Below are 19,555 nucleotides of genomic sequence, written 5' to 3'. Positions count from 1 at the left end.
CAGGGATAATCCCCATGTCCGAAAACCGCTGGGAAGGCATCGACGAGTTCGTCGCCGTCGCCGAATGCAGCCAGTTCACCGCCGCTGCCGAACGTCTTGGGGTTTCGTCCTCGCACATCAGTCGCCAAATCGTCCGACTCGAAGAGCGTTTGCAGACGCGCCTGCTCTATCGCAGTACCCGGCGCGTGACACTGACCGAGGCCGGGCAGACCTTTCTGCAACATTGCCAACGCTTGCAGGATGGTCGCGAAGAAGCCCTGCGTGCGGTGGGCGACCTGACCAGTGAGCCGAAAGGCATGCTGCGCATGACCTGTGCCGTGGCTTACGGCGAACGCTTTATCGTGCCGCTGGTAACGCGGTTCATGGGGCTTTATCCGCAGCTGCGCATCGATATCGAACTGAGCAATCGCCAACTCGACCTGGTGCATGAAGGATTGGACCTGGCGATTCGTCTCGGTCGCTTGCAGGACTCGCGGCTGGTCGCGACACGCCTGGCGCCACGGCGAATGTTTCTCTGCGCTTCACCGTCCTACGTTGAGCGGTACGGCCGCCCACACAGCCTGTCGGAATTGAGCCGACATAATTGCCTGATCGGCAGCTCGGACATCTGGCAGCTTGAGCAAAACGGCCGGGAGTTTTCCCAACGGGTGCAGGGCAACTGGCGCTGCAACAGTGGGCAAGCAGTGCTGGATGCGGCGTTGCAGGGGGTTGGGCTGTGTCAGTTGCCGGACTATTACGTGCTGGAACATCTGCACAGTGGCGCGTTGATTTCCTTGCTGGAGGCGCACCAGCCACCGAACACGGCGGTGTGGGCGCTGTATCCGCAGCAGCGGCATTTGTCGCCGAAGGTGCGCAAGTTGGTGGATTTTTTGAAGGAGGGATTGGCTGAGCGGCCGGAATATCGAGGTTGAAAAGCAAAAGATCGCAGCCTTCGGCAGCTCCTACAAAGGCATGCGAACCCATGTAGGAGCTGCCGAAGGCTGCGATCTTTTGATCTTTTAGCGGCGGTTAGCCCAACGCTGACGCAACCATTCGAGATCTTCAGGCCGGGTCACCTTGAGGTTATCCGCCCGCCCTTCAATCAGTCGCGGCTTGAGACCGGCCCACTCCATCGCCGAAGCTTCATCAGTAATCAGCGCATCCGCCACCAGACTGTCCGCCAACGCCCGATGCAACGCGCCGAGGCGAAACATCTGCGGCGTATACGCCTGCCAGATCACGCTGCGATCGACGGTTTCCAACACCCGACCGTGCTTGTCGACGCGCTTCAACGTGTCGCGCGCAGGGACGGCGAGCAAACCGCCGACCGGATCATCCGCCAGTTCATCGAGTAACTTGTCGAGATCTTCGCGACTCAGATTCGGTCGTGCCGCATCGTGCACCAGCACCCAATCTTCATCATCGGCACCCTGCGCATGCAAGTGCAGCAGGGCATTGAGCACCGAACCAGAACGCTCGGCCCCGCCTTCAACCCGCTGAATGCGCGGATCGCTGACGCACGCCAGGTTCGGCCAGTAAGGATCATCAACCGCAAGACTGACCACCAGTCCTTTAAGGCTTGGGTGATCGAGGAAACAGCCGAGGCTGTGTTCGAGAATTGTGCGCCCGCCCAATTGCAGATATTGCTTGGGACGGTCCGCGGCCATTCGGGCACCGACGCCCGCGGCAGGAATCACGGCCCAGAAGGCCGGCAGGGAATTGATCATTGGGCCAACTGGTAAAGGGTTTCGCCGTCCTTGACCATGCCCAGTTCGTGACGAGCCCGCTCTTCAACGGTCTCCATGCCCTTTTTCAACTCACTGACTTCAGCGTCCATCACGCGATTACGCTCCAGCAAACCTTCGTTCTCGGCATGTTGATCAGCAATCTGCTGATTCAGCTCGGCAACTTGCGCCAGACTGCCATTGCCCACCCACAGGCGGTATTGCAGACCGGCCAGTAGCAAGAGCAAAACGAGAAACAACCAGTAAGGACTGCGCATCGAATATCAGGTATCCAGTGAAAAAAGACAGCCACGCCAAAACTTTGAAGCATCTGATAGCACGAAGCCTGGAAGACCCAGGCTTGTGCTGTTAAGGCATCAGATTAGTGGCAAATCCATCGCTGTCACGACTTTTTCGACACAATCCGGTGTCCTTCCATCGATTTGTACTTAGCCGCGAAACTCGCTGCGACCGTTGTACTTGGCCTTGCCATTCAACTGCTCTTCGATACGCAGCAGTTGGTTGTACTTGGAAACGCGGTCGGAACGGCACAGCGAACCGGTCTTGATCTGGCCAGCCGAAGTACCCACAGCCAGGTCGGCAATGGTCGAATCTTCGGTTTCGCCCGAACGGTGCGAGATCACTGCGGTGTAACCGGCTGCCTTGGCCATCTGGATGGCTTCCAGGGTTTCGGTCAGGGTGCCGATCTGGTTGAACTTGATCAGGATCGAGTTGGCGATGTTTTTATCGATGCCCTCTTTCAGGATCTTGGTGTTGGTCACGAACAGGTCGTCGCCCACCAATTGAACCTTCTCGCCGATCTTGTCGGTGAGGATTTTCCAGCCAGCCCAGTCAGACTCGTCCAGACCGTCTTCGATCGAGATGATCGGGTAACGTTCAGTCAGGCCTTTCAGGTAGTCAGCGAAACCTTCAGCGGTGAACACCTGGCCTTCGCCGGACAGGTTGTACTTGCCGTCTTCGTAGAATTCGCTGGCCGCGCAGTCCAGGGCCAGAGTCACGTCGGTGCCCAGTTTGTAACCGGCATTGGCCACAGCTTCGGAGATTACTTTCAGCGCGTCTTCGTTGGACGCCAGGTTCGGTGCGAAACCGCCTTCGTCGCCAACGGCAGTGCTCAGGCCACGAGCCTTCAGCACAGCTTTCAAGTGATGGAAAATCTCGGTGCCCATGCGCAGACCTTCCGAGAACGACTTGGCGCCAACCGGCTGCACCATGAATTCCTGGATGTCGACGTTGTTATCGGCGTGCTCGCCACCGTTGATGATGTTCATCATCGGTACCGGCATCGAGTAAACACCCGGGGTGCCGTTGAGGTTGGCGATGTGTGCGTACAGCGGCAGGTCCTGGTCCTGCGCAGCAGCCTTGGCCGCAGCCAGAGACACAGCGAGGATGGCGTTGGCGCCCAGAGTTGCCTTGTTTTCGGTACCGTCGAGCTTGATCATCGCGTGATCCAGGGCTTTCTGGTCGCTTGGGTCGGTGCCCAGCAGCAGATCGCGGATCGGACCGTTGATGTTGGCTACCGCTTTGAGCACGCCCTTGCCCAGGTAACGGCTCTTGTCGCCATCACGCAGCTCGAGCGCTTCACGCGAGCCAGTGGATGCACCGGACGGCGCGCAAGCGCTGCCGATGATGCCGTTGTCGAGAAGCACGTCCGCTTCCACGGTGGGATTGCCACGGGAGTCGAGAACTTCACGACCTTTGATGTCGACGATTTTTGCCATTGTTGTAAACACTCCAAAGTTGACGAAAACGACGCAGCTAGAGGAAATCTTTTTACCGTCGGCAAGGGGTGTGCAGCGGGCAGACTTGCAGACGATAACGCTCATGCCCGAGGGCATGAGCGACAAATCGTGCGGTACTTTACCGGAGAATTGAGGCTTACGCGGTTTCTACCGTCGGAAAACTCTTCACCAGTTCGTCCAAAGCTTTGAGCTGGGCCAGGAATGGCTCCAGTTTGTCCAGACGCAAGGCGCAAGGGCCGTCGCATTTGGCGTTGTCCGGATCCGGATGCGCTTCGAGGAACAGACCCGCCAGCGACTGGCTCATGCCCGCCTTGGCCAGATCCAGAACCTGTGCACGGCGACCGCCGGCGGAGTCGGCACGACCACCCGGCATTTGCAGCGCGTGGGTCACGTCGAAGAATACCGGGTACTCGAACTGCTTCATGATGCCGAAGCCGAGCATGTCGACCACGAGGTTGTTGTAGCCGAAGCTCGAACCACGCTCGCAGAGGATCAATTGATCGTTACCCGCTTCCACGCACTTGTTCAGGATGTGTTTCATTTCCTGAGGCGCGAGGAACTGGGCTTTCTTGATGTTGATCACAGCATTGGTCTTGGCCATCGCGACGACCAGATCGGTCTGGCGCGACAGGAAGGCCGGTAGCTGGATGATGTCGCAGACCTCAGCGACGACCGCGGCCTGTTCAGGCTCGTGGACGTCGGTGATGATCGGTACGCCAAAGGCTTGTTTGATGTCCTGGAAGATGCGCATGCCCTCTTCCAGGCCAGGACCGCGATAGGAGGTCACAGAAGAACGGTTGGCCTTGTCGAAACTGGCCTTGAACACGTAAGGGATACCGAGTTTCTCGGTGACTTTCACGTACTCTTCGCAAACCTGCATGGCCATGTCACGGCTTTCCAGCACGTTCATGCCGCCGAACAGCACCATGGGTTTGTCGTTGGCAATTTCGATGTCGCCGACGCGGATGATCTTCTGTGCCATCGGGATTAAGCCTTCTTCTGGTGTTGAGCCAACGCTGCTTTGACAAAACCGCTGAACAGCGGATGGCCATCGCGTGGTGTCGAGGTGAACTCAGGGTGGAACTGGCAAGCCACGAACCAAGGGTGATCGGCCGCTTCAACCACTTCAACCAGCGCCGCGTCAGCGGAGCGACCGGAGATTTTCAGGCCGGCTTCGATCAGTTGTGGCAGCAGGTTGTTGTTCACTTCGTAACGGTGACGGTGACGCTCGACGATCACATCCTTGCCGTAGCAGTCGTGCACCTTGGAGCCGGCTTCGAGCAGGCAGTCCTGAGCGCCGAGACGCATGGTGCCGCCCAGATCAGACGATTCGGTACGCACTTCAACGGCACCGGTCGCGTCTTCCCACTCGGTGATCAGACCGACAACCGGATGACCGCTGGCGCGATCGAACTCGGTGGAGTTGGCGTCTTTCCAGCCCATCACGTTACGGGCGAACTCGATGACCGCCACTTGCATACCGAGGCAGATACCCAGGTATGGAACCTTGTTTTCGCGAGCGTACTGAACGGCAGTGATCTTGCCTTCCACGCCACGCAGACCGAAGCCGCCCGGTACGAGGATCGCGTCGACACCTTCGAGCAGCGCAGTGCCCTGGTTTTCGATGTCTTCGGAGTCGATGTAGCGCAGGTTGACCTTGGTGCGGTTGCTGATGCCGGCATGACTCATCGCTTCGATCAGCGATTTGTAGGCGTCCAGCAGCTCCATGTACTTGCCGACCATGGCGATGGTCACTTCGTGTTCCGGGTTCAGCTTGGCATCAACCACCGCTTCCCACTCGGACAGATCAGCGCTACCGCATTGCAGACCGAAACGCTCAACGACGAAATCGTCCAGACCCTGCGAGTGCAGGATGCCCGGGATCTTGTAGATGGTGTCGGCGTCTTCCAGCGCAATGACCGCACGCTCTTCAACGTTGGTGAACTGGGCAATCTTGCGACGCGACGAGATGTCGATCGGGTGATCGGAACGGCACACCAGCACGTCCGGCTGCAGACCGATCGAACGCAGCTCTTTTACCGAGTGCTGAGTTGGTTTGGTCTTGGTTTCGCCAGCGGTGGCGATGTACGGCACCAGCGTCAGGTGCATCAGCATCGCGCGCTTGGCGCCGACTTCGAAACGCAGTTGACGGATGGCTTCGAGGAACGGTTGCGACTCGATGTCACCGACGGTGCCACCGATTTCAACCATCGCCACGTCAGCGTCACCGGCACCTTTGATGATGCGGCGCTTGATTTCGTCAGTGATGTGCGGGATCACCTGGATGGTCGCACCCAGGTAGTCACCACGGCGCTCTTTGCGCAGCACGTGTTCGTAGACACGGCCGGTGGTGAAGTTGTTGTTCTGGGTCATGGTCGTGCGGATGAACCGCTCGTAGTGGCCCAGGTCCAGGTCGGTCTCGGCGCCGTCGTGGGTGACGAACACTTCACCGTGCTGGAACGGGCTCATCGTGCCCGGATCGACGTTGATGTACGGATCCAGCTTCAGCATGGTGACCTTAAGTCCCCGCGCCTCCAGGATGGCTGCCAATGAAGCCGATGCAATGCCTTTCCCCAATGAAGAAACAACACCGCCCGTGACGAATATGTAGCGCGTCATGAAAAACCCTAGAAGTCTGCGTTAAAGCGGTACGAGCCGCCGGGGAAAGCGAAGGAAGGCCGAAGCCCCCGATCACCTGCATTAATCACAGTGCACCTTTCAAAAAAACCGCCGCGTTGGGACAGACCGGCAGGTGAAACACCGGTACGTTGCTCGCTACACATTTTTTGGAATCGCCCAGCAAAGACTGCTTGGTAATCGGCAACTCCTGCAATTCAGGCGAATCCACAGAAGTTGTATCAAGAAGGGAGCGTAGTCTACCGGAATGCTCCTTTCAGCTCAAACCTTGATCTTCGTCTGTTGGCAGCCAATGCAATTTCCAGCCGCCCTGCACAGGTCCATCAAGTCCCGGCAGGTTCGCCACCGCGAGCAATTCATCACCGCGAAACAGCAGCGGCAATCTGCCACGGACGAAGCCCGGCACCGCGCGCTCATTGAGCAGGCGCTTGAGATCGCGGTGACCGCGATCCGCCAGGTTCATGACTTCGCCGCCCTGACGATAGCGAATCTGCAAAGACCCGGAAGGCGCCTGCCCGCTGAACATGACACGGCCATTATCGGCCAAGCGTAGCGCTGACGACGGCGCTTGCCAGTCGGCACCGATCACTGGCGTGCGCAACCAGTTACCGCTCAGCCACCACACTCGACCGGCGCTACGGTGCAGCTCGCCCTCAGCCAGCCGCCAGACGGGTGAAGCATCGTGAGCGGCCGCGCACAGATCCGTCCATCCCGACCAATGGTCACTATCGGGCAGTTGTGTGGAGGGCTCGAGCCAATGGCTGATCGCGTTTCGTTGGCGGGCCGCGGACAGTGCGGCGAGGGGCGCCAGTTCCAGCGACGGCAAACCCAGCCATGCAAAATCATGAGCAGTCGCGGCTGGCGCCAGATCGATCTGCGCCAGTTCGTCGAGCAGCCCCTGCGCCTCTCGCAGATGCGCAGCGCTGCGGGCCATGCTCGCCTGCGCTTGCGGCCAGCGCCCGGTCAGCAGCGGCATGACCTGATGGCGCAGATAGTTGCGCGAGAATTGCCGATCCTCATTTGATGGGTCTTCAATCCAGCGCAATTGATGAGCCTGCGCATACGCTTCCAGTTCGGCCCGGGAGATTTCCAGCAACGGACGAACCAGCGTGCCCTGCCCCACTGGCCGCCGCGTCGGCATCCCGGACAATCCGCGCACACCGGCGCCACGTAATAACCGGAACAGCAGCGTTTCCGCCTGATCATCGCGATGCTGGCCAGTAAGCAACACGTCATTGGCTTGCGTCAGCGAACTGAACACCGCGTATCGCGCATCCCGCGCCGCGCGCTCCAGGCTTGCACCCGGTTGCACCTTCACCCGCTCGATCAGCAACGGCACACCCAGCGCATCGCAGATGGACTGGCAATGTTGCGGCCACGCATCAGCCGCAGCCTGGAGGCCGTGATGGATATGAACAGCGCACAGCGGGGGCAGGGATTCGGTTTTTACGAGATGGGCAAGCAGATGCAGCAGAACAGTGGAATCGAGTCCACCAGAGAAGGCGATACGCCAATGAGCGGCATTGCGCCAAGGCTCAAGGTTCAGCAGAAGCCGCGACGGCAAATCACTCTTCGAAGAATTCATAGAGAGGGTCGCTTCTCAAAGATCCTGTAGGAGCTGCCGAAGGCTGCGATCTTTTGATCTTGAAAGATCGCAGCCTTCGGCAGCTCCTACAGGGGGACTGCGTTCGACTTAGAGACCGTAGCTCATCAGTCGATCATAACGACGCTTCAACAGCGCTTCGTTATCGAACTTCTTCAGCATCGCCAGTTGCGAGCTCAGCTCGGCACGGATCGAAGCCGCCGCAGCCGCCGGGTCACGGTGAGCGCCGCCCAGTGGCTCGCCAATCACCTTGTCGACAATGCCCAGACCTTTCAGACGCTCGGCAGTAATGCCCATCGCTTCAGCCGCATCCGGCGCCTTTTCCGCGGTTTTCCACAGAATCGAAGCGCAACCTTCCGGCGAGATCACCGCGTAGGTCGAGTATTGCAGCATGTTCAGCTGATCGCAGACGCCGATCGCCAGTGCACCACCGGAACCACCCTCACCGATAACGGTAGCGATGATCGGCGTTTTCAGGCGCGACATCACGCGCAGGTTCCAGGCAATTGCTTCGCTCTGGTTGCGCTCTTCAGCGTCGATACCCGGGTAGGCGCCCGGGGTGTCGATGAAGGTCAGGATCGGCATTTTGAAACGCTCGGCCATTTCCATCAGGCGGCAAGCCTTGCGGTAGCCTTCCGGACGCGGCATACCGAAGTTGCGGCGTACCTTCTCGCGCACTTCACGGCCCTTCTGGTGACCGATGACCATCACCGGCTGGTCTTCCAGACGGGCGATGCCGCCAACGATGGCCGCGTCGTCAGAGAAGTGACGGTCGCCGTGCAGTTCGTCGAACTCGGTGAAGATGTGCTCGATGTAGTCGAGGGTGTACGGGCGTTTCGGGTGACGCGCCAGGCGTGCGATCTGCCAGCTGGTCAGCTTGCCGAAGATGTCTTCGGTCAGCGTTTTGCTTTTGTCCTGCAGGCGGGAGATCTCATCGCCGATATTCAGCGAATTGTCATTACCGACCAAGCGCAACTCTTCGATCTTGGCTTGCAGGTCGGCGATCGGCTGTTCGAAATCTAGAAAATTCGGGTTCATAGGCGTCCGTCTTGGGTCGTGTCCCAAATGAGCTTGGGCCGGCCGGTTGTCTATTCGCGCCCTACCTTAAGGGAGAGGCGCGCTGAGGTCGAGATTAAAAATTCAGGTTGCGGGCAAGCGCAATGATGGCACTTGCCGGTCAACGGTATTGGAGGAAGACGTTGTCTCGCCCGAACTGGTCACGCAGGGCTTGAATCAACGCATCCGCCGGATCAATTCGCCAGGTCTCGCCGAACTGCAGCAAGGTCTTCGCATCCGGGCTGGTGTACTCCATGGTGATCGGGCACGCGCCGCGATGACGCTTGAGCAAATCACCCAACCAGCGTAGCTGATCGCCTTTCAGGTCCTGGGTTTGCAGCTTCAGGCGCAGGCTCTCGGCGAGGTTGGTGCGCGCATCTTCCATGCTCATCACCCGCTTGACCCGCAGGCGCAGACCACCGGAGAAGTCGTCGTTGCTGACTTCGCCTTCGACCACCACCATCGCGTCGGTCTGCAACAACGATTGCGCAGAGTGGAACGCATCGGCAAACAAGGAAGCCTCGATCCGCCCTGAGCGGTCGTCGAGGGTGATGAAGCCCATCTTGTCGCCCTTCTTGTTCTTCATCACGCGCAGGGCAATGATCATCCCGGCCACGGTCTGCGTGTCGCGCGCCGGTTTCAGGTCGATGATGCGCTGGCGGGCGAAACGGCGAATTTCACCTTCGTATTCGTCGATCGGGTGACCGGTCAGGTACAGTCCCAAGGTGTCTTTCTCACCTTTGAGACGTTCCTTGAGGGTCAGCTCCTTGGCCTTGCGATGGGACGCATAAACATCGGCGTCTTCCTCGACAAACAGCCCGCCGAACAGGTCGGCATGGCCGCTGTCGTGGGTGCGCGCGGTTTGTTCGGCCGCCTTGATCGCCTCTTCCATCGCCGCCAGCAGCACGGCACGGTTACGGTCGATATTGGCCTGGTAAGCCTTTTGCTCGTCGTGGAAGTACGGGCCCAGACGATCCAGCGCACCGCTGCGGATCAGGCCGTCCAGCGTACGTTTGTTGATGCGCTTGAGGTCGACACGGGCGCAGAAGTCGAACAGATCCTTGAACGGACCGGCCTGACGCGCTTCGGTGATCGCCTCAACCGGGCCTTCGCCGACGCCTTTGATCGCGCCGAGGCCATAGACGATGCGGCCATCGTCGTTCACCGTGAACTTGAACTCCGAAGTATTCACATCCGGCGCGTCGAGACGCAGCTTCATGGTGCGAATTTCTTCGATCAAGGTCACGACCTTGTCGGTGTTGTGCATATCCGCCGACAGTACCGCGGCCATGAACGGCGCCGGGTAGTGAGCTTTCAGCCACGCAGTCTGGTACGAGACCAGGCCGTAGGCGGCGGAGTGGGATTTGTTGAAGCCGTAACCGGCGAATTTTTCTACCAGGTCGAAAATGTTACCGGCGAGGTCGGCGTCAATATTGTTGGTCGCGCAACCTTCAATGAAACCGCCGCGCTGCTTGGCCATTTCCTCAGGCTTTTTCTTACCCATCGCCCGACGGAGCATGTCCGCACCACCGAGGGTGTAGCCGGCCATGACCTGTGCAATCTGCATCACCTGTTCCTGATACAGGATGATGCCGTAAGTCGGTGCCAATACTGGCTTGAGGCCTTCGTACTGATAGTCCGAGTGCGGGTACGCCAGTTCGGCGCGACCGTGCTTACGGTTGATAAAGTCGTCCACCATGCCGGACTGCAGCGGGCCTGGACGGAACAGGGCCACCAGTGCGATCAGGTCTTCCAGGCAGTCGGGCTTGAGCTTTTTGATCAGCTCTTTCATGCCGCGCGATTCAAGCTGGAATACCGCAGTGGTCTCAGCTTTCTGCAACAACGAGTACGTCGGCTTGTCGTCCAGCGGGATAAACGCGATATCCAGCGGCGGCTCGTTGACCTTGGCGCGGTCGCGGTTAATCGTTTTCAGCGCCCAGTCGATGATTGTCAGGGTCCGCAGACCGAGGAAGTCGAACTTCACCAGACCGGCCGCTTCAACATCGTCCTTGTCGAACTGGGTTACCAGACCGTCACCGGCCTCATCGCAATAGATCGGCGAGAAGTCAGTCAGCTTGGTCGGCGCGATAACCACACCACCGGCGTGTTTACCGACGTTACGCACAACGCCTTCGAGCTTGCGCGCCATCTCCCAGATTTCCGCCGCCTCTTCATCGACCTTGATGAAGTCACGCAGGATCTCTTCCTGTTCGTAGGCTTTTTCCAGGGTCATGCCGACTTCGAACGGAATCATCTTCGACAGACGATCGGCCAGACCGTAAGACTTGCCCTGTACCCGCGCCACGTCACGCACCACAGCCTTGGCGGCCATGGAACCGAAGGTGATGATCTGGCTTACCGCGTTGCGGCCGTATTTTTCGGCCACGTAATCAATCACGCGGTCACGACCGTCCATGCAGAAGTCGACGTCGAAGTCGGGCATGGAGACCCGTTCCGGGTTAAGGAAACGTTCGAACAGCAGGTCGTATTCCAGCGGATCGAGGTCGGTGATCTTCTGCACGTAGGCCACCAGCGAACCGGCACCCGACCCCCGGCCAGGACCTACCGGTACGCCGTTATTCTTGGCCCACTGGATAAAGTCCATAACGATCAGGAAGTAACCGGGGAAACCCATCTGGATGATGATATCCAGCTCGAAATTCAAGCGATCGACATAGACCTGGCGCTTGGCTTCGTAGTCTTCGGTGGTGTCTTTGGGCAGCAGTACCGCCAGGCGTTCTTCGAGACCGTCGAAGGACACTTTGCGGAAATACTCATCGATGGTCATGCCATCGGGGATCGGGAAGTTGGGCAAAAAGTGCGTGCCCAGCTTCACTTCGATGTTGCAGCGCTTGGCGATCTCGACGGTGTTTTCAATCGCGTCGGGAATATCGCTGAACAGCTCGATCATTTCCTCGGCGCTTTTGAGGTATTGCTGATCGCTGTAATTCTTCGAACGGCGCGGATCGTCGAGGGCACGGCCCTCACCGATGCACACGCGGGTTTCGTGGGCGGCGAAGTCTTCCTGCTTGATGAAGCGCACGTCGTTGGTTGCCACCAGCGGCGCGCCGAGTTTGTCGGCAAGCGCTACGGCACCGTGCAGTTGCTCTTCATCGTTAGGACGATTGGTGCGCTGGATTTCCAGATAGAAACGATCCGGGAACACCGCCATCCATTCGCGCGTCAGGGCTTCGGCTTCGGCCGGATTGCCGCCGATCATGGCCATGCCGATCTCGCCTTCTTTGGCGGCGGACAGCATGATCAGGCCTTCGTTGGCTTCGGCAACCCACTCACGCTCGACAATGATCATGCCGTTGCGCTGGCCTTCGATGAAGCCGCGCGAGATCAGCTCGGTGAGGTTGCGATAGCCCTTGGCGTTCATCACCAACAGGCTGATGCGACTCAGCGGTGCATCCGGGTCTTTGTTCGACAGCCACAGGTCGGCGCCGCAAATCGGCTTGATGCCGGCGCCCATGGTGTTTTTATAGAATTTGACCAGAGAACACATGTTGTTCTGGTCGGTGACCGCGACCGCCGGCATGTTCATGGCGGTCAGCGCCTTGACCAGCGGCTTGATCCGCACCAGCCCGTCGACCAGGGAGTATTCAGTGTGCAGGCGTAGATGAACGAATGAAGCCGGCATAGTGATCCTGTCCAGTTACATAGAGACAACAAGGCCCGGATTGTACCGGGCCTCGAACAAAACATCAGCCTTGCGACTAAACCTGCGTCAGACCTTCCAGCGCTTCATAAGCCTGACGCACCGGGGCGAACGAGCGCCGGTGAATCGGCGTCGGGCCAAGGCGCACCAAGGCTTCCAGATGAACGGGCGTCGGGTAGCCTTTATGGCCGCCGATGCCGTAACCCGGGTAGATCAATTCGAATGCAGCCATTTCACGGTCGCGACTGACTTTGGCCAGAATCGACGCCGCAGCAATGGCCGGCACCTTGCCGTCGCCCTGCACCACCGCTTCGGCGCGCATCGGCAATTGCGGACAGCGATTGCCGTCGATCATCGCCAGCTTCGGCTGAATGTGCAGGCCGGCGACTGCGCGCTGCATGGCCAGCATGGTCGCGTGCAAAATATTCAGCTCGTCGATTTCTTCGACTTCGGCGCGGGCAATGCACCAGCTCAGGGATTTCTCGATGATTTCGTCGTAGAGCTTTTCGCGCTTGGCTTCGGTGAGCTTCTTCGAATCGTTGAGGCCGAGAATCGGCCGATTCGGATCGAGGATCACCGCTGCCGTGACCACTGCACCGCACAACGGACCACGACCGACTTCATCGACGCCGGCGACCAGTTCTTCGACTTCGGCGACCAGGGTGAAATCCAGGCCCATCTGCATGCTTGCCTTGCTCATCGTGTCTGACCGATCAGGTTGAGGACGGCGTCCGCCGCCTGATTAGAAGCATCCAGCCGCAGTGTGCGGTGGATCTCGTCGAACCCGCGGGTCTGTTCTTCGCCGCCTTCGATCAGCGGCGACAGGGTCTGCGCCAATGCTTCGACCGTCGCATCATCCTGCAACAATTCTGGAACCAGCAGACGCTGGGCCAGCAGATTCGGCAAGGACACGTACGGGCTCTTGACCATGCGTTTGAGAATCCAGAACGTCAGCGGTGCCAAGCGGTACGCCACCACCATCGGCCGCTTGTACAACAGCGCTTCGAGGGTCGCGGTGCCGGAGGCGATCAGCACGGCGTTGCACGCAGCCAGTGCCAGATGGGATTTGCCGTCGAGCAAGGTCACCGGCAGATCACGCCCCGCAAGCAACTCTTCAAGTTGCGCGCGGCGCTCCGGATTGGCGCACGGGATGACAAAGCGCAAACCCGGGCGCATCGCGCGCAGGCGTTCAGCAGTATCGAGGAACAGCGCACCGAGACGGGAGACTTCGCCGCCACGGCTGCCGGGCATCAACGCCACCAGCGGGCCGTCGGGCAAGCCCAACTCGGCACGCGCCGCAGAGCGGTCGGCCTCCAGCGGGATGGTGTCGGCCAGTGTGTGGCCAACGAACCGCACCGGCACGCCTTTCTCTTCGTAGAACTTTGCTTCGAACGGCAGCAGTGTCAGCATCAGATCGCAACCTTCGCGGATCTTCAGCACGCGCTTCTGTCGCCATGCCCACACCGAAGGGCTGACGTAATGCACGGTTTTGATCCCGGCCTGACGCAGCTTGAGTTCGATATTGAGATTGAAGTCCGGCGCGTCGATGCCGATGAACACATCCGGCTTCTCGGCGATCAGCGTGGCGATCAGGTCCTTGCGGCGCTTAAGCAATTCGCGCAGGCGCCCGAGCACTTCCACCAGGCCCATGACCGACAAGCGCTCCATGGGAAAATAGGAGGTCAGGCCTTCGGCCTGCATCAACGGGCCACCGACGCCGATGAACTCGACCGCCGGATGCCGCGCCTTGAGGGCGCGCATAAGACCGGCGCCGAGAATGTCACCGGAAGCTTCACCCGCTACCAGCGCGATACGCAGATTGGCCATGATCAGCGAGTGATGCCGCGAGTCGACGACTGGATGGAGTCGCGGAATATCGCGACTTCCGGGAACTGCGCTGCAGGTTCGGCCAGCTCGGCCAGCGCCTGTTCGACCGTGAGGCCCTGACGATAGACGGTTTTGTAAGCGCGACGCAGGGTGTGGATCGCGTCCTCGCTGAAACCGCGACGGCGCATGCCTTCGAAGTTCATGCTGCGCGCTTCGGCCGGGTTGCCGAACACGGTGACGAACGCCGGAACGTCCTTGCCGATGGCGGTGCCCATGCCGGAAAAGCTGTGGGCGCCAATGTGGCAATACTGGTGAACCAGGGTGAACCCGGAGAGGATCGCCCAGTCATCCACATGCACATGGCCGGCCAAAGCCGTGTTGTTGACCAGAATGCAGTGGTTGCCGATAACGCTGTCGTGGCCGATGTGGGCATAGGCCATGATCAGGTTGTGATCGCCTAGCGTGGTTTCCGAACGGTCCTGCACGGTGCCACGGTGAATCGTCACGCCTTCGCGGATGACGTTATGGTCACCGATCACCAGACGGGTTTCTTCACCCTTGTACTTCAGATCGGGCGTGTCTTCGCCTACCGAGGAAAACTGGTAGATGCGATTGTGTTTGCCGATGCGGGTCGGGCCTTTGAGGATTACATGCGGCCCGATCACGGTACCCTCGCCGATTTCCACACCTGCGCCGATGATCGACCACGGGCCGACCTCGACGCCATCAGCCAGAACGGCCGATGGATCGATGATTGCGCGAGGGTCAATCAAACTCATAGCTTGCGTTCCGCACAGATGATTTCAGCGGAGCAGACTGGCTTGCCGTCGACCGAAGCCTGGCATTCGAACTTCCAGATCTGACGCTTGCAGCTGATGAACTTGGCTTCGAGGATCAACTGATCGCCCGGCAACACCGGCTGACGGAAGCGCAGCTTGTCGGAACCGACGAAGTAGTAAAGCGTGCCGTCGGCAGGCTTCACGTCAAGCATTTTGAAACCGAGGATCCCGGCAGCCTGAGCCATCGCTTCGATGATCAGCACGCCCGGCATGATTGGATGCGCAGGGAAGTGACCATTGAAGAACGGTTCATTGATGCTGACATTCTTGTAGGCGCGAATGCGCTTGCCTTCAGTGTCCAGTTCCACCACCCGGTCCACCAGCAGGAACGGGTAACGGTGAGGCAGGTATTCGCGAATCTCGTTGATGTCCATCATTTCGGGGGGAAGCCTATGTAAAGATTGGGAGCGCGACTGACGCGCACTCCTCTAGCAAATCAAGGAGGCAGTCTAGAGGCTGTGCACACTTGATATGGAAATGGTATCAGCCATCTGATGAAGCATTGCCGTCAGGGGTCACTTCCCCTACGCGCTTTTCCAGCTGTTTCAAACGTCGCGCGATGTCATCGAGCTGACGGATGCGGGCCGCGCTTTTGCGCCATTCGGCCGCCGGTTGCATGGCTGTACCGGAAGAATAGGCACCCGGCTCGGTAATCGAGTGGGTCACCATGGTCATCCCGGTGAGGAAAACGTTGTCGCAAATTTCAATGTGGCCGACCAGGCCAACACCGCCGGCGAGCATGCAGTGCTTGCCGATTTTGGTGCTGCCGGAAATGCCGACACACGCCGCCATGGCGGTATGATCACCGACCTGAACGTTGTGGGCGATCTGGATCTGGTTATCGAGCTTAACGCCATTGCCGATCACGGTATCGGCCAACGCGCCGCGGTCGATGGCGGTGTTCACGCCAATCTCGACATCGTCGCCGATGGTCACACCACCGATCTGAGCGATTTTCTGCCAGATGCCTTTTTCATTGGCGAAACCGAAACCTTCGCCGCCGAGCACGGCACCGGACTGGATAACCACACGCTTGCCGATGCGCACGTCGTGATACAGCGTCACGCGTGGCGCGAGCCAGCCGCCTTCGCCAATTTCACTGCGCGCGCCGATGAAGCAATGCGCGCCCAGTGTCACGTTTGCCGCGATCCGCGCACCGGCCTCGATCACCACGAATGGGCCGATGCTGGCGGCTGGATCAACCACTGCGTCAGGCGCAATGACCGCCGACGGATGGATACCCGCAGTGGCTTTTGGCTTGGGATCGAACAGATGCGAGATTCGCGCGTAAGCCAGGTAAGGATCCGGCACCACCAACGCATTACCGGCAAAACCTTCGGCATCGGCTTCTTTGAGCAGCAGTGCTGCCGCCTGCGAGCCGGCGAGGTATTTGCGATATTGAGGGTTTGCCAGAAAGCTCAACTGAGCTGGGCCAGCCTCTTGCAAAGTGGCTAGCCCAGTAATTTTCGTCTCAGGGTCGCCACGCAGGGTGGCGCCGAGGAACTCGGCCAATTGGCCGAGCTTGATATTCACGGTCATGGGTTACTTCAGCTGATTCATGCGCTCGATAACCTGGCGCGTGATGTCGTACTGAGGTTTGACATCGATCACTGCACCACGCTCGAACACCAGATCAAAACCACCTTTCTTGATGACTTCTTCCACTGCGCTATCCAGCTTCGGCTTCAGTTGCTTGAGCATTTCGCGGTCAGCAACGGCTTTGGCTTCGTTCAGCTCCTTGGACTGGAACTGGAAGTCACGGGCCTTTTGCTTGAATTCCAGCTCCAGACGCTCACGCTCACCCTGCTGCATTTTGTCGCCACCGGCCATCAGACGATCCTGAATACCCTTGGCGCTGCTTTCCAGCGTTTTCAGCTTGGTCAGTTGCGGACCGAACTTCTTCTCGGCATCCACGGCGTACTTCTTCGCAGCGTCCGATTCCAGCAAGGCCATCTGATAGTTCAGAACGGCAATTTTCATGTCGGCAAATGCCGGGCCTGCCACCATCAAGGAGGCCAGGAGAACCAATTGAGTCAACTTACGCACGATGCACTCCTACAAAATCCATTGTCGTTATCTTGGGTCAGACGCTTAGAACGTCTGGCCGAGGGAGAATTGGAACACTTGAGTTTCAGCCTCATCCGGCTTCTTGATCGGCATGGCCAACGCGAAGCTCAGAGGACCCAGTGCGGTGACCCAGGTCACACCCACACCCACGGAACTGGCCATGTTGCTCAGGCTGATGTCGTTGCACTTGGTGTTCGACGTCGAGCCGTTTGCATTGGTAGTGTCCTTGCACTGCGAGTCAAATACGTTACCCACATCCCAGAAAACAGAGGTGCGCAGCGAACGTTGATCTTTCACGAACGGCAGCGGGAACAGAACCTCGACACCACCCTGGATCAGGACGTTACCACCGAACGGCAGTGGATCCTGGTCCGGGTCAGCCAATGTGCCCGGGTTGGTGCCACGGCTCGGCGTACTGCGCGGGCCGAGGGTGCTGTCCTTGAAGCCACGAACCGAGTTGAAACCACCAGCATAGTAGTTTTCATAGAATGGCAAGCCATCGGTTCCGCCGTATCCATCGCCATAACCCAGCTCGGTGTGCAGACGCAGGGTGTAGTTCTCGCTGATCGGCTGGAACAGCTGACCGCGGTAATCCAGTTTGTAGAACGACAGGTCGCTGCCCGGCACGGTGGTTTCCAGGGTCAGACTCTGGGAACGACCACGGGTCGGCAGTACGCCTTTGTTCAGGGTCGATTCGGACCAACCGGCCGAAGCCTTGAAGTTCAGGTACTTGTCGCCTTCCTTGTTAACGAAGTCGAAAATCTCGTCAACGGTGTAGGTACCGGTCTTGATCTCGTCCTGCTGAACCGACAGGCCAAAGGTCAGACGCGAAGTCTCACTGATCGGGTAGCCAACGTTCACGCCGGCACCCAGGCTGTCGACCGCATAGCTTGCTACGTCGACGTCGAGGTCTTTGTAGTCGGTGGTGCGATAGAACGCGTTGTAACCCAGGCTCACACCATCGGCGGTCCAGTACGGGTCAACGTAGCCGAAGTTGTAGCGGCTCTGGTATTCACTGCGGGTCAGGCCGACGCTGACGCGGTTACCGGTACCGAGGAAGTTGTTCTGGGTGATCGAACCACCGAGGATCAGACCGGCACTCTGGGCGAAACCGACACTGGCGGTAATCGAACCGGAAGCCTGCTCTTCCACGGCGTAATTCACGTCAACCTGGTCGTCGACACCTGGCACGGCCGGGGTTTCAACGTTGACCTCTTTAAAGAAGCCCAGACGCTCAAGACGGGTTTTGGATTGGTCGATCAGGTAAGTCGAAGCCCAACCGCCTTCCATCTGACGCATTTCACGACGCAGCACTTCGTCCTCGGACTTGGTGTTGCCACGGAAGTTGATGCGATTGACATAGGCTCGCTTGCCCGGATCAACGGCGAACAGAATATCTACAGTGTGATCATCATCGTGCGGCTGAGGTACGCCGTTGACGTTGGCGAAGGTGTAACCCTCGTTACCCAGTCGACGGGTGATCAGTTCGGACGTGGTGGTCATCAGCTTGCGCGAGAACACCTGCCCCTTCTGCACCAGCAGCAGGGATTTGACTTGGTCCTCAGGGACTTTCAGATCACCGCTGAGCTTGACGTCACGAACGGTGTACTTCTCGCCTTCGTTGACGTTGACAGTGATGTAGACGTGCTTTTTGTCCGGGGTGATGGATACCTGGGTCGAAGCGATATCCATGTTGATATAGCCACGGTCCAGGTAGTAGGAGCGCAGACGCTCCAGGTCACCGGAAAGCTTTTCACGGGCGTACTTGTCATCGTTCTTGAAGAACGACAGCCAGTTGGTGGTTTTCAGCTCGAACAGATCGGTCAGGTCTTCCTCAGGGAAAACCGTGTTACCCACCACGTTGATGTGCTGAATGGCCGCAACGGTGCCTTCGTTGATCTTCACTTTCAGACCAACGCGGTTACGCGGCTGCGACACCACTTCGGTATCAACGGTAGCCGAGTAACGGCCTTGCGCGACGTACTGACGTTGCAGTTCATTACGCACACCCTCAAGGGTGGCGCGCTGGAAGATCTCGCCTTCAGCCAGACCAGACTGTTTGAGACCTTTCATCAAGTCTTCAGTGGAGATCGCCTTGTTGCCTTCGATCTCGATACTGGCGACCGACGGGCGTTCAACGACCGTGATGACCAGAACGTTGCCTTCGCGGCCCAGCTGGATATCTTGAAAGAAACCGGTTTTGAACAACGCACGAGTGGATTCCACCAGGCGACGATCATCCGCCTGCTCACCGACGTTCAACGGCAAGGCACCAAAGACGCTACCCGCGGAGACCCGCTGGAGGCCATTGACGCGAATATCAGAGATAGTGAAGGACTCGGCGTGAACTTCGGCGATCATCAATACGGTGAGAACCGCAGTTAGCAGCAGACGTTTCATGA

Annotated in this window: 16 protein-coding genes; 1 reads left to right on the top strand and 15 read right to left on the bottom strand. The window is 58.8% G+C overall.

From position 1 onward, the window contains the following. Positions 1 to 14: 14 nt before the first annotated feature. Positions 15 to 911: a LysR substrate-binding domain-containing protein gene (locus PMI23_RS03790; protein WP_007908836.1), complete on the top strand. Its 897-nt coding sequence runs from the start codon at positions 15 to 17 to the stop codon at positions 909 to 911. An 87-nt stretch (positions 912 to 998) separates the two neighbouring features. Here PMI23_RS03790 and ispD read toward each other — a convergent pair whose 3' ends face one another. The 15 genes from ispD to bamA form a co-directional block, all read right to left on the bottom strand. Further along, positions 999 to 1,706 carry a 2-C-methyl-D-erythritol 4-phosphate cytidylyltransferase gene (ispD, locus tag PMI23_RS03785; RefSeq protein ID WP_007908837.1) on the bottom strand — a complete coding sequence of 236 codons (708 nt, stop codon included), beginning with the start codon at positions 1,704 to 1,706 and terminating at the stop codon, positions 999 to 1,001. After that, a complete protein-coding gene (gene ftsB, locus PMI23_RS03780) occupies positions 1,703 to 1,981 on the bottom strand; it encodes a cell division protein FtsB (protein WP_007908838.1) in 279 nt (92 codons plus the stop codon). The genes ispD and ftsB overlap by 4 nt, the downstream gene beginning before the upstream one ends. Before the next feature lie 171 nt (positions 1,982 to 2,152). Beyond that, on the bottom strand, positions 2,153 to 3,442 hold the full coding sequence (gene eno, locus PMI23_RS03775; RefSeq protein WP_007908839.1) for a phosphopyruvate hydratase: 1,290 nt from the start codon (positions 3,440 to 3,442) through the stop codon (positions 2,153 to 2,155). A 157-nt stretch (positions 3,443 to 3,599) separates the two neighbouring features. Then, on the bottom strand, positions 3,600 to 4,445 hold the full coding sequence (gene kdsA, locus PMI23_RS03770; RefSeq protein ID WP_007908840.1) for a 3-deoxy-8-phosphooctulonate synthase: 846 nt from the start codon (positions 4,443 to 4,445) through the stop codon (positions 3,600 to 3,602). Positions 4,446 to 4,450: 5 nt separating this feature from the next. After that, positions 4,451 to 6,082 carry a CTP synthase gene (locus PMI23_RS03765; protein WP_007908841.1) on the bottom strand — a complete coding sequence of 544 codons (1,632 nt, stop codon included), beginning with the start codon at positions 6,080 to 6,082 and terminating at the stop codon, positions 4,451 to 4,453. Between the two features lie 274 nt (positions 6,083 to 6,356). After that, positions 6,357 to 7,685 carry a tRNA lysidine(34) synthetase TilS gene (gene tilS, locus PMI23_RS03760; protein WP_007908842.1) on the bottom strand — a complete coding sequence of 443 codons (1,329 nt, stop codon included), beginning with the start codon at positions 7,683 to 7,685 and terminating at the stop codon, positions 6,357 to 6,359. A gap of 108 nt (positions 7,686 to 7,793) precedes the next feature. Then, positions 7,794 to 8,741 (bottom strand): acetyl-CoA carboxylase carboxyltransferase subunit alpha, encoded by a 948-nt coding sequence (locus tag PMI23_RS03755; protein ID WP_007908843.1) that lies wholly within the window; start codon positions 8,739 to 8,741, stop codon positions 7,794 to 7,796. A gap of 139 nt (positions 8,742 to 8,880) precedes the next feature. After that, positions 8,881 to 12,402 (bottom strand): DNA polymerase III subunit alpha, encoded by a 3,522-nt coding sequence (gene dnaE, locus PMI23_RS03750; protein WP_007908844.1) that lies wholly within the window; start codon positions 12,400 to 12,402, stop codon positions 8,881 to 8,883. A 76-nt stretch (positions 12,403 to 12,478) separates the two neighbouring features. Then, on the bottom strand, positions 12,479 to 13,105 hold the full coding sequence (rnhB, locus tag PMI23_RS03745) for a ribonuclease HII (RefSeq protein WP_007908845.1): 627 nt from the start codon (positions 13,103 to 13,105) through the stop codon (positions 12,479 to 12,481). Between the two features lie 11 nt (positions 13,106 to 13,116). Next, positions 13,117 to 14,247, bottom strand: a complete 1,131-nt coding sequence (lpxB, locus tag PMI23_RS03740; protein WP_007949652.1) for a lipid-A-disaccharide synthase — start codon at positions 14,245 to 14,247, stop codon at positions 13,117 to 13,119. Between the two features lie 2 nt (positions 14,248 to 14,249). After that, entirely contained in the window at positions 14,250 to 15,026 is a 777-nt protein-coding gene (lpxA, locus tag PMI23_RS03735; protein ID WP_007908847.1) for an acyl-ACP--UDP-N-acetylglucosamine O-acyltransferase, read from the bottom strand. Next, on the bottom strand, positions 15,023 to 15,463 hold the full coding sequence (gene fabZ, locus PMI23_RS03730; protein WP_003222142.1) for a 3-hydroxyacyl-ACP dehydratase FabZ: 441 nt from the start codon (positions 15,461 to 15,463) through the stop codon (positions 15,023 to 15,025). The genes lpxA and fabZ overlap by 4 nt, the downstream gene beginning before the upstream one ends. Before the next feature lie 106 nt (positions 15,464 to 15,569). Beyond that, positions 15,570 to 16,625 (bottom strand): UDP-3-O-(3-hydroxymyristoyl)glucosamine N-acyltransferase, encoded by a 1,056-nt coding sequence (lpxD, locus tag PMI23_RS03725; RefSeq protein WP_007908848.1) that lies wholly within the window; start codon positions 16,623 to 16,625, stop codon positions 15,570 to 15,572. A gap of 3 nt (positions 16,626 to 16,628) precedes the next feature. Continuing rightward, positions 16,629 to 17,132: an OmpH family outer membrane protein gene (locus PMI23_RS03720; protein ID WP_007908849.1), complete on the bottom strand. Its 504-nt coding sequence runs from the start codon at positions 17,130 to 17,132 to the stop codon at positions 16,629 to 16,631. Between the two features lie 45 nt (positions 17,133 to 17,177). After that, entirely contained in the window at positions 17,178 to 19,553 is a 2,376-nt protein-coding gene (gene bamA, locus PMI23_RS03715; RefSeq protein WP_007908850.1) for an outer membrane protein assembly factor BamA, read from the bottom strand. Positions 19,554 to 19,555 lie beyond the last annotated feature (2 nt).

Source organism: Pseudomonas sp. GM24, assembly GCF_000282235.1.
Classification (GTDB): domain Bacteria; phylum Pseudomonadota; class Gammaproteobacteria; order Pseudomonadales; family Pseudomonadaceae; genus Aquipseudomonas.
The sequence above is the reverse complement of the archived record's forward strand: the minus strand, read 5'-3'. Positions and strand labels throughout refer to the sequence as shown.

Excerpts from the sequence above, each read along its gene's own strand:
- lpxD (WP_007908848.1), bottom strand. The coding sequence starts at position 16,625 with ATGACCGTGAATATCAAGCTCGGCCAATTGGCCGAGTTCCTCGGCGCC.
- rnhB (WP_007908845.1), bottom strand. The coding sequence starts at position 13,105 with ATGCAGATGGGCCTGGATTTCACCCTGGTCGCCGAAGTCGAAGAACTG.
- PMI23_RS03755 (WP_007908843.1), bottom strand. The coding sequence starts at position 8,741 with ATGAACCCGAATTTTCTAGATTTCGAACAGCCGATCGCCGACCTGCAA.
- ispD (WP_007908837.1), bottom strand. The coding sequence starts at position 1,706 with ATGATCAATTCCCTGCCGGCCTTCTGGGCCGTGATTCCTGCCGCGGGC.
- bamA (WP_007908850.1), bottom strand. The coding sequence starts at position 19,553 with ATGAAACGTCTGCTGCTAACTGCGGTTCTCACCGTATTGATGATCGCC.
- PMI23_RS03790 (WP_007908836.1), top strand. The coding sequence starts at position 15 with ATGTCCGAAAACCGCTGGGAAGGCATCGACGAGTTCGTCGCCGTCGCC.
- kdsA (WP_007908840.1), bottom strand. The coding sequence starts at position 4,445 with ATGGCACAGAAGATCATCCGCGTCGGCGACATCGAAATTGCCAACGAC.
- ftsB (WP_007908838.1), bottom strand. The coding sequence starts at position 1,981 with ATGCGCAGTCCTTACTGGTTGTTTCTCGTTTTGCTCTTGCTACTGGCC.
- dnaE (WP_007908844.1), bottom strand. The coding sequence starts at position 12,402 with ATGCCGGCTTCATTCGTTCATCTACGCCTGCACACTGAATACTCCCTG.
- lpxB (WP_007949652.1), bottom strand. The coding sequence starts at position 14,247 with ATGGCCAATCTGCGTATCGCGCTGGTAGCGGGTGAAGCTTCCGGTGAC.
- eno (WP_007908839.1), bottom strand. The coding sequence starts at position 3,442 with ATGGCAAAAATCGTCGACATCAAAGGTCGTGAAGTTCTCGACTCCCGT.
- fabZ (WP_003222142.1), bottom strand. The coding sequence starts at position 15,463 with ATGATGGACATCAACGAGATTCGCGAATACCTGCCTCACCGTTACCCG.
- PMI23_RS03765 (WP_007908841.1), bottom strand. The coding sequence starts at position 6,082 with ATGACGCGCTACATATTCGTCACGGGCGGTGTTGTTTCTTCATTGGGG.
- lpxA (WP_007908847.1), bottom strand. The coding sequence starts at position 15,026 with ATGAGTTTGATTGACCCTCGCGCAATCATCGATCCATCGGCCGTTCTG.
- tilS (WP_007908842.1), bottom strand. The coding sequence starts at position 7,685 with ATGAATTCTTCGAAGAGTGATTTGCCGTCGCGGCTTCTGCTGAACCTT.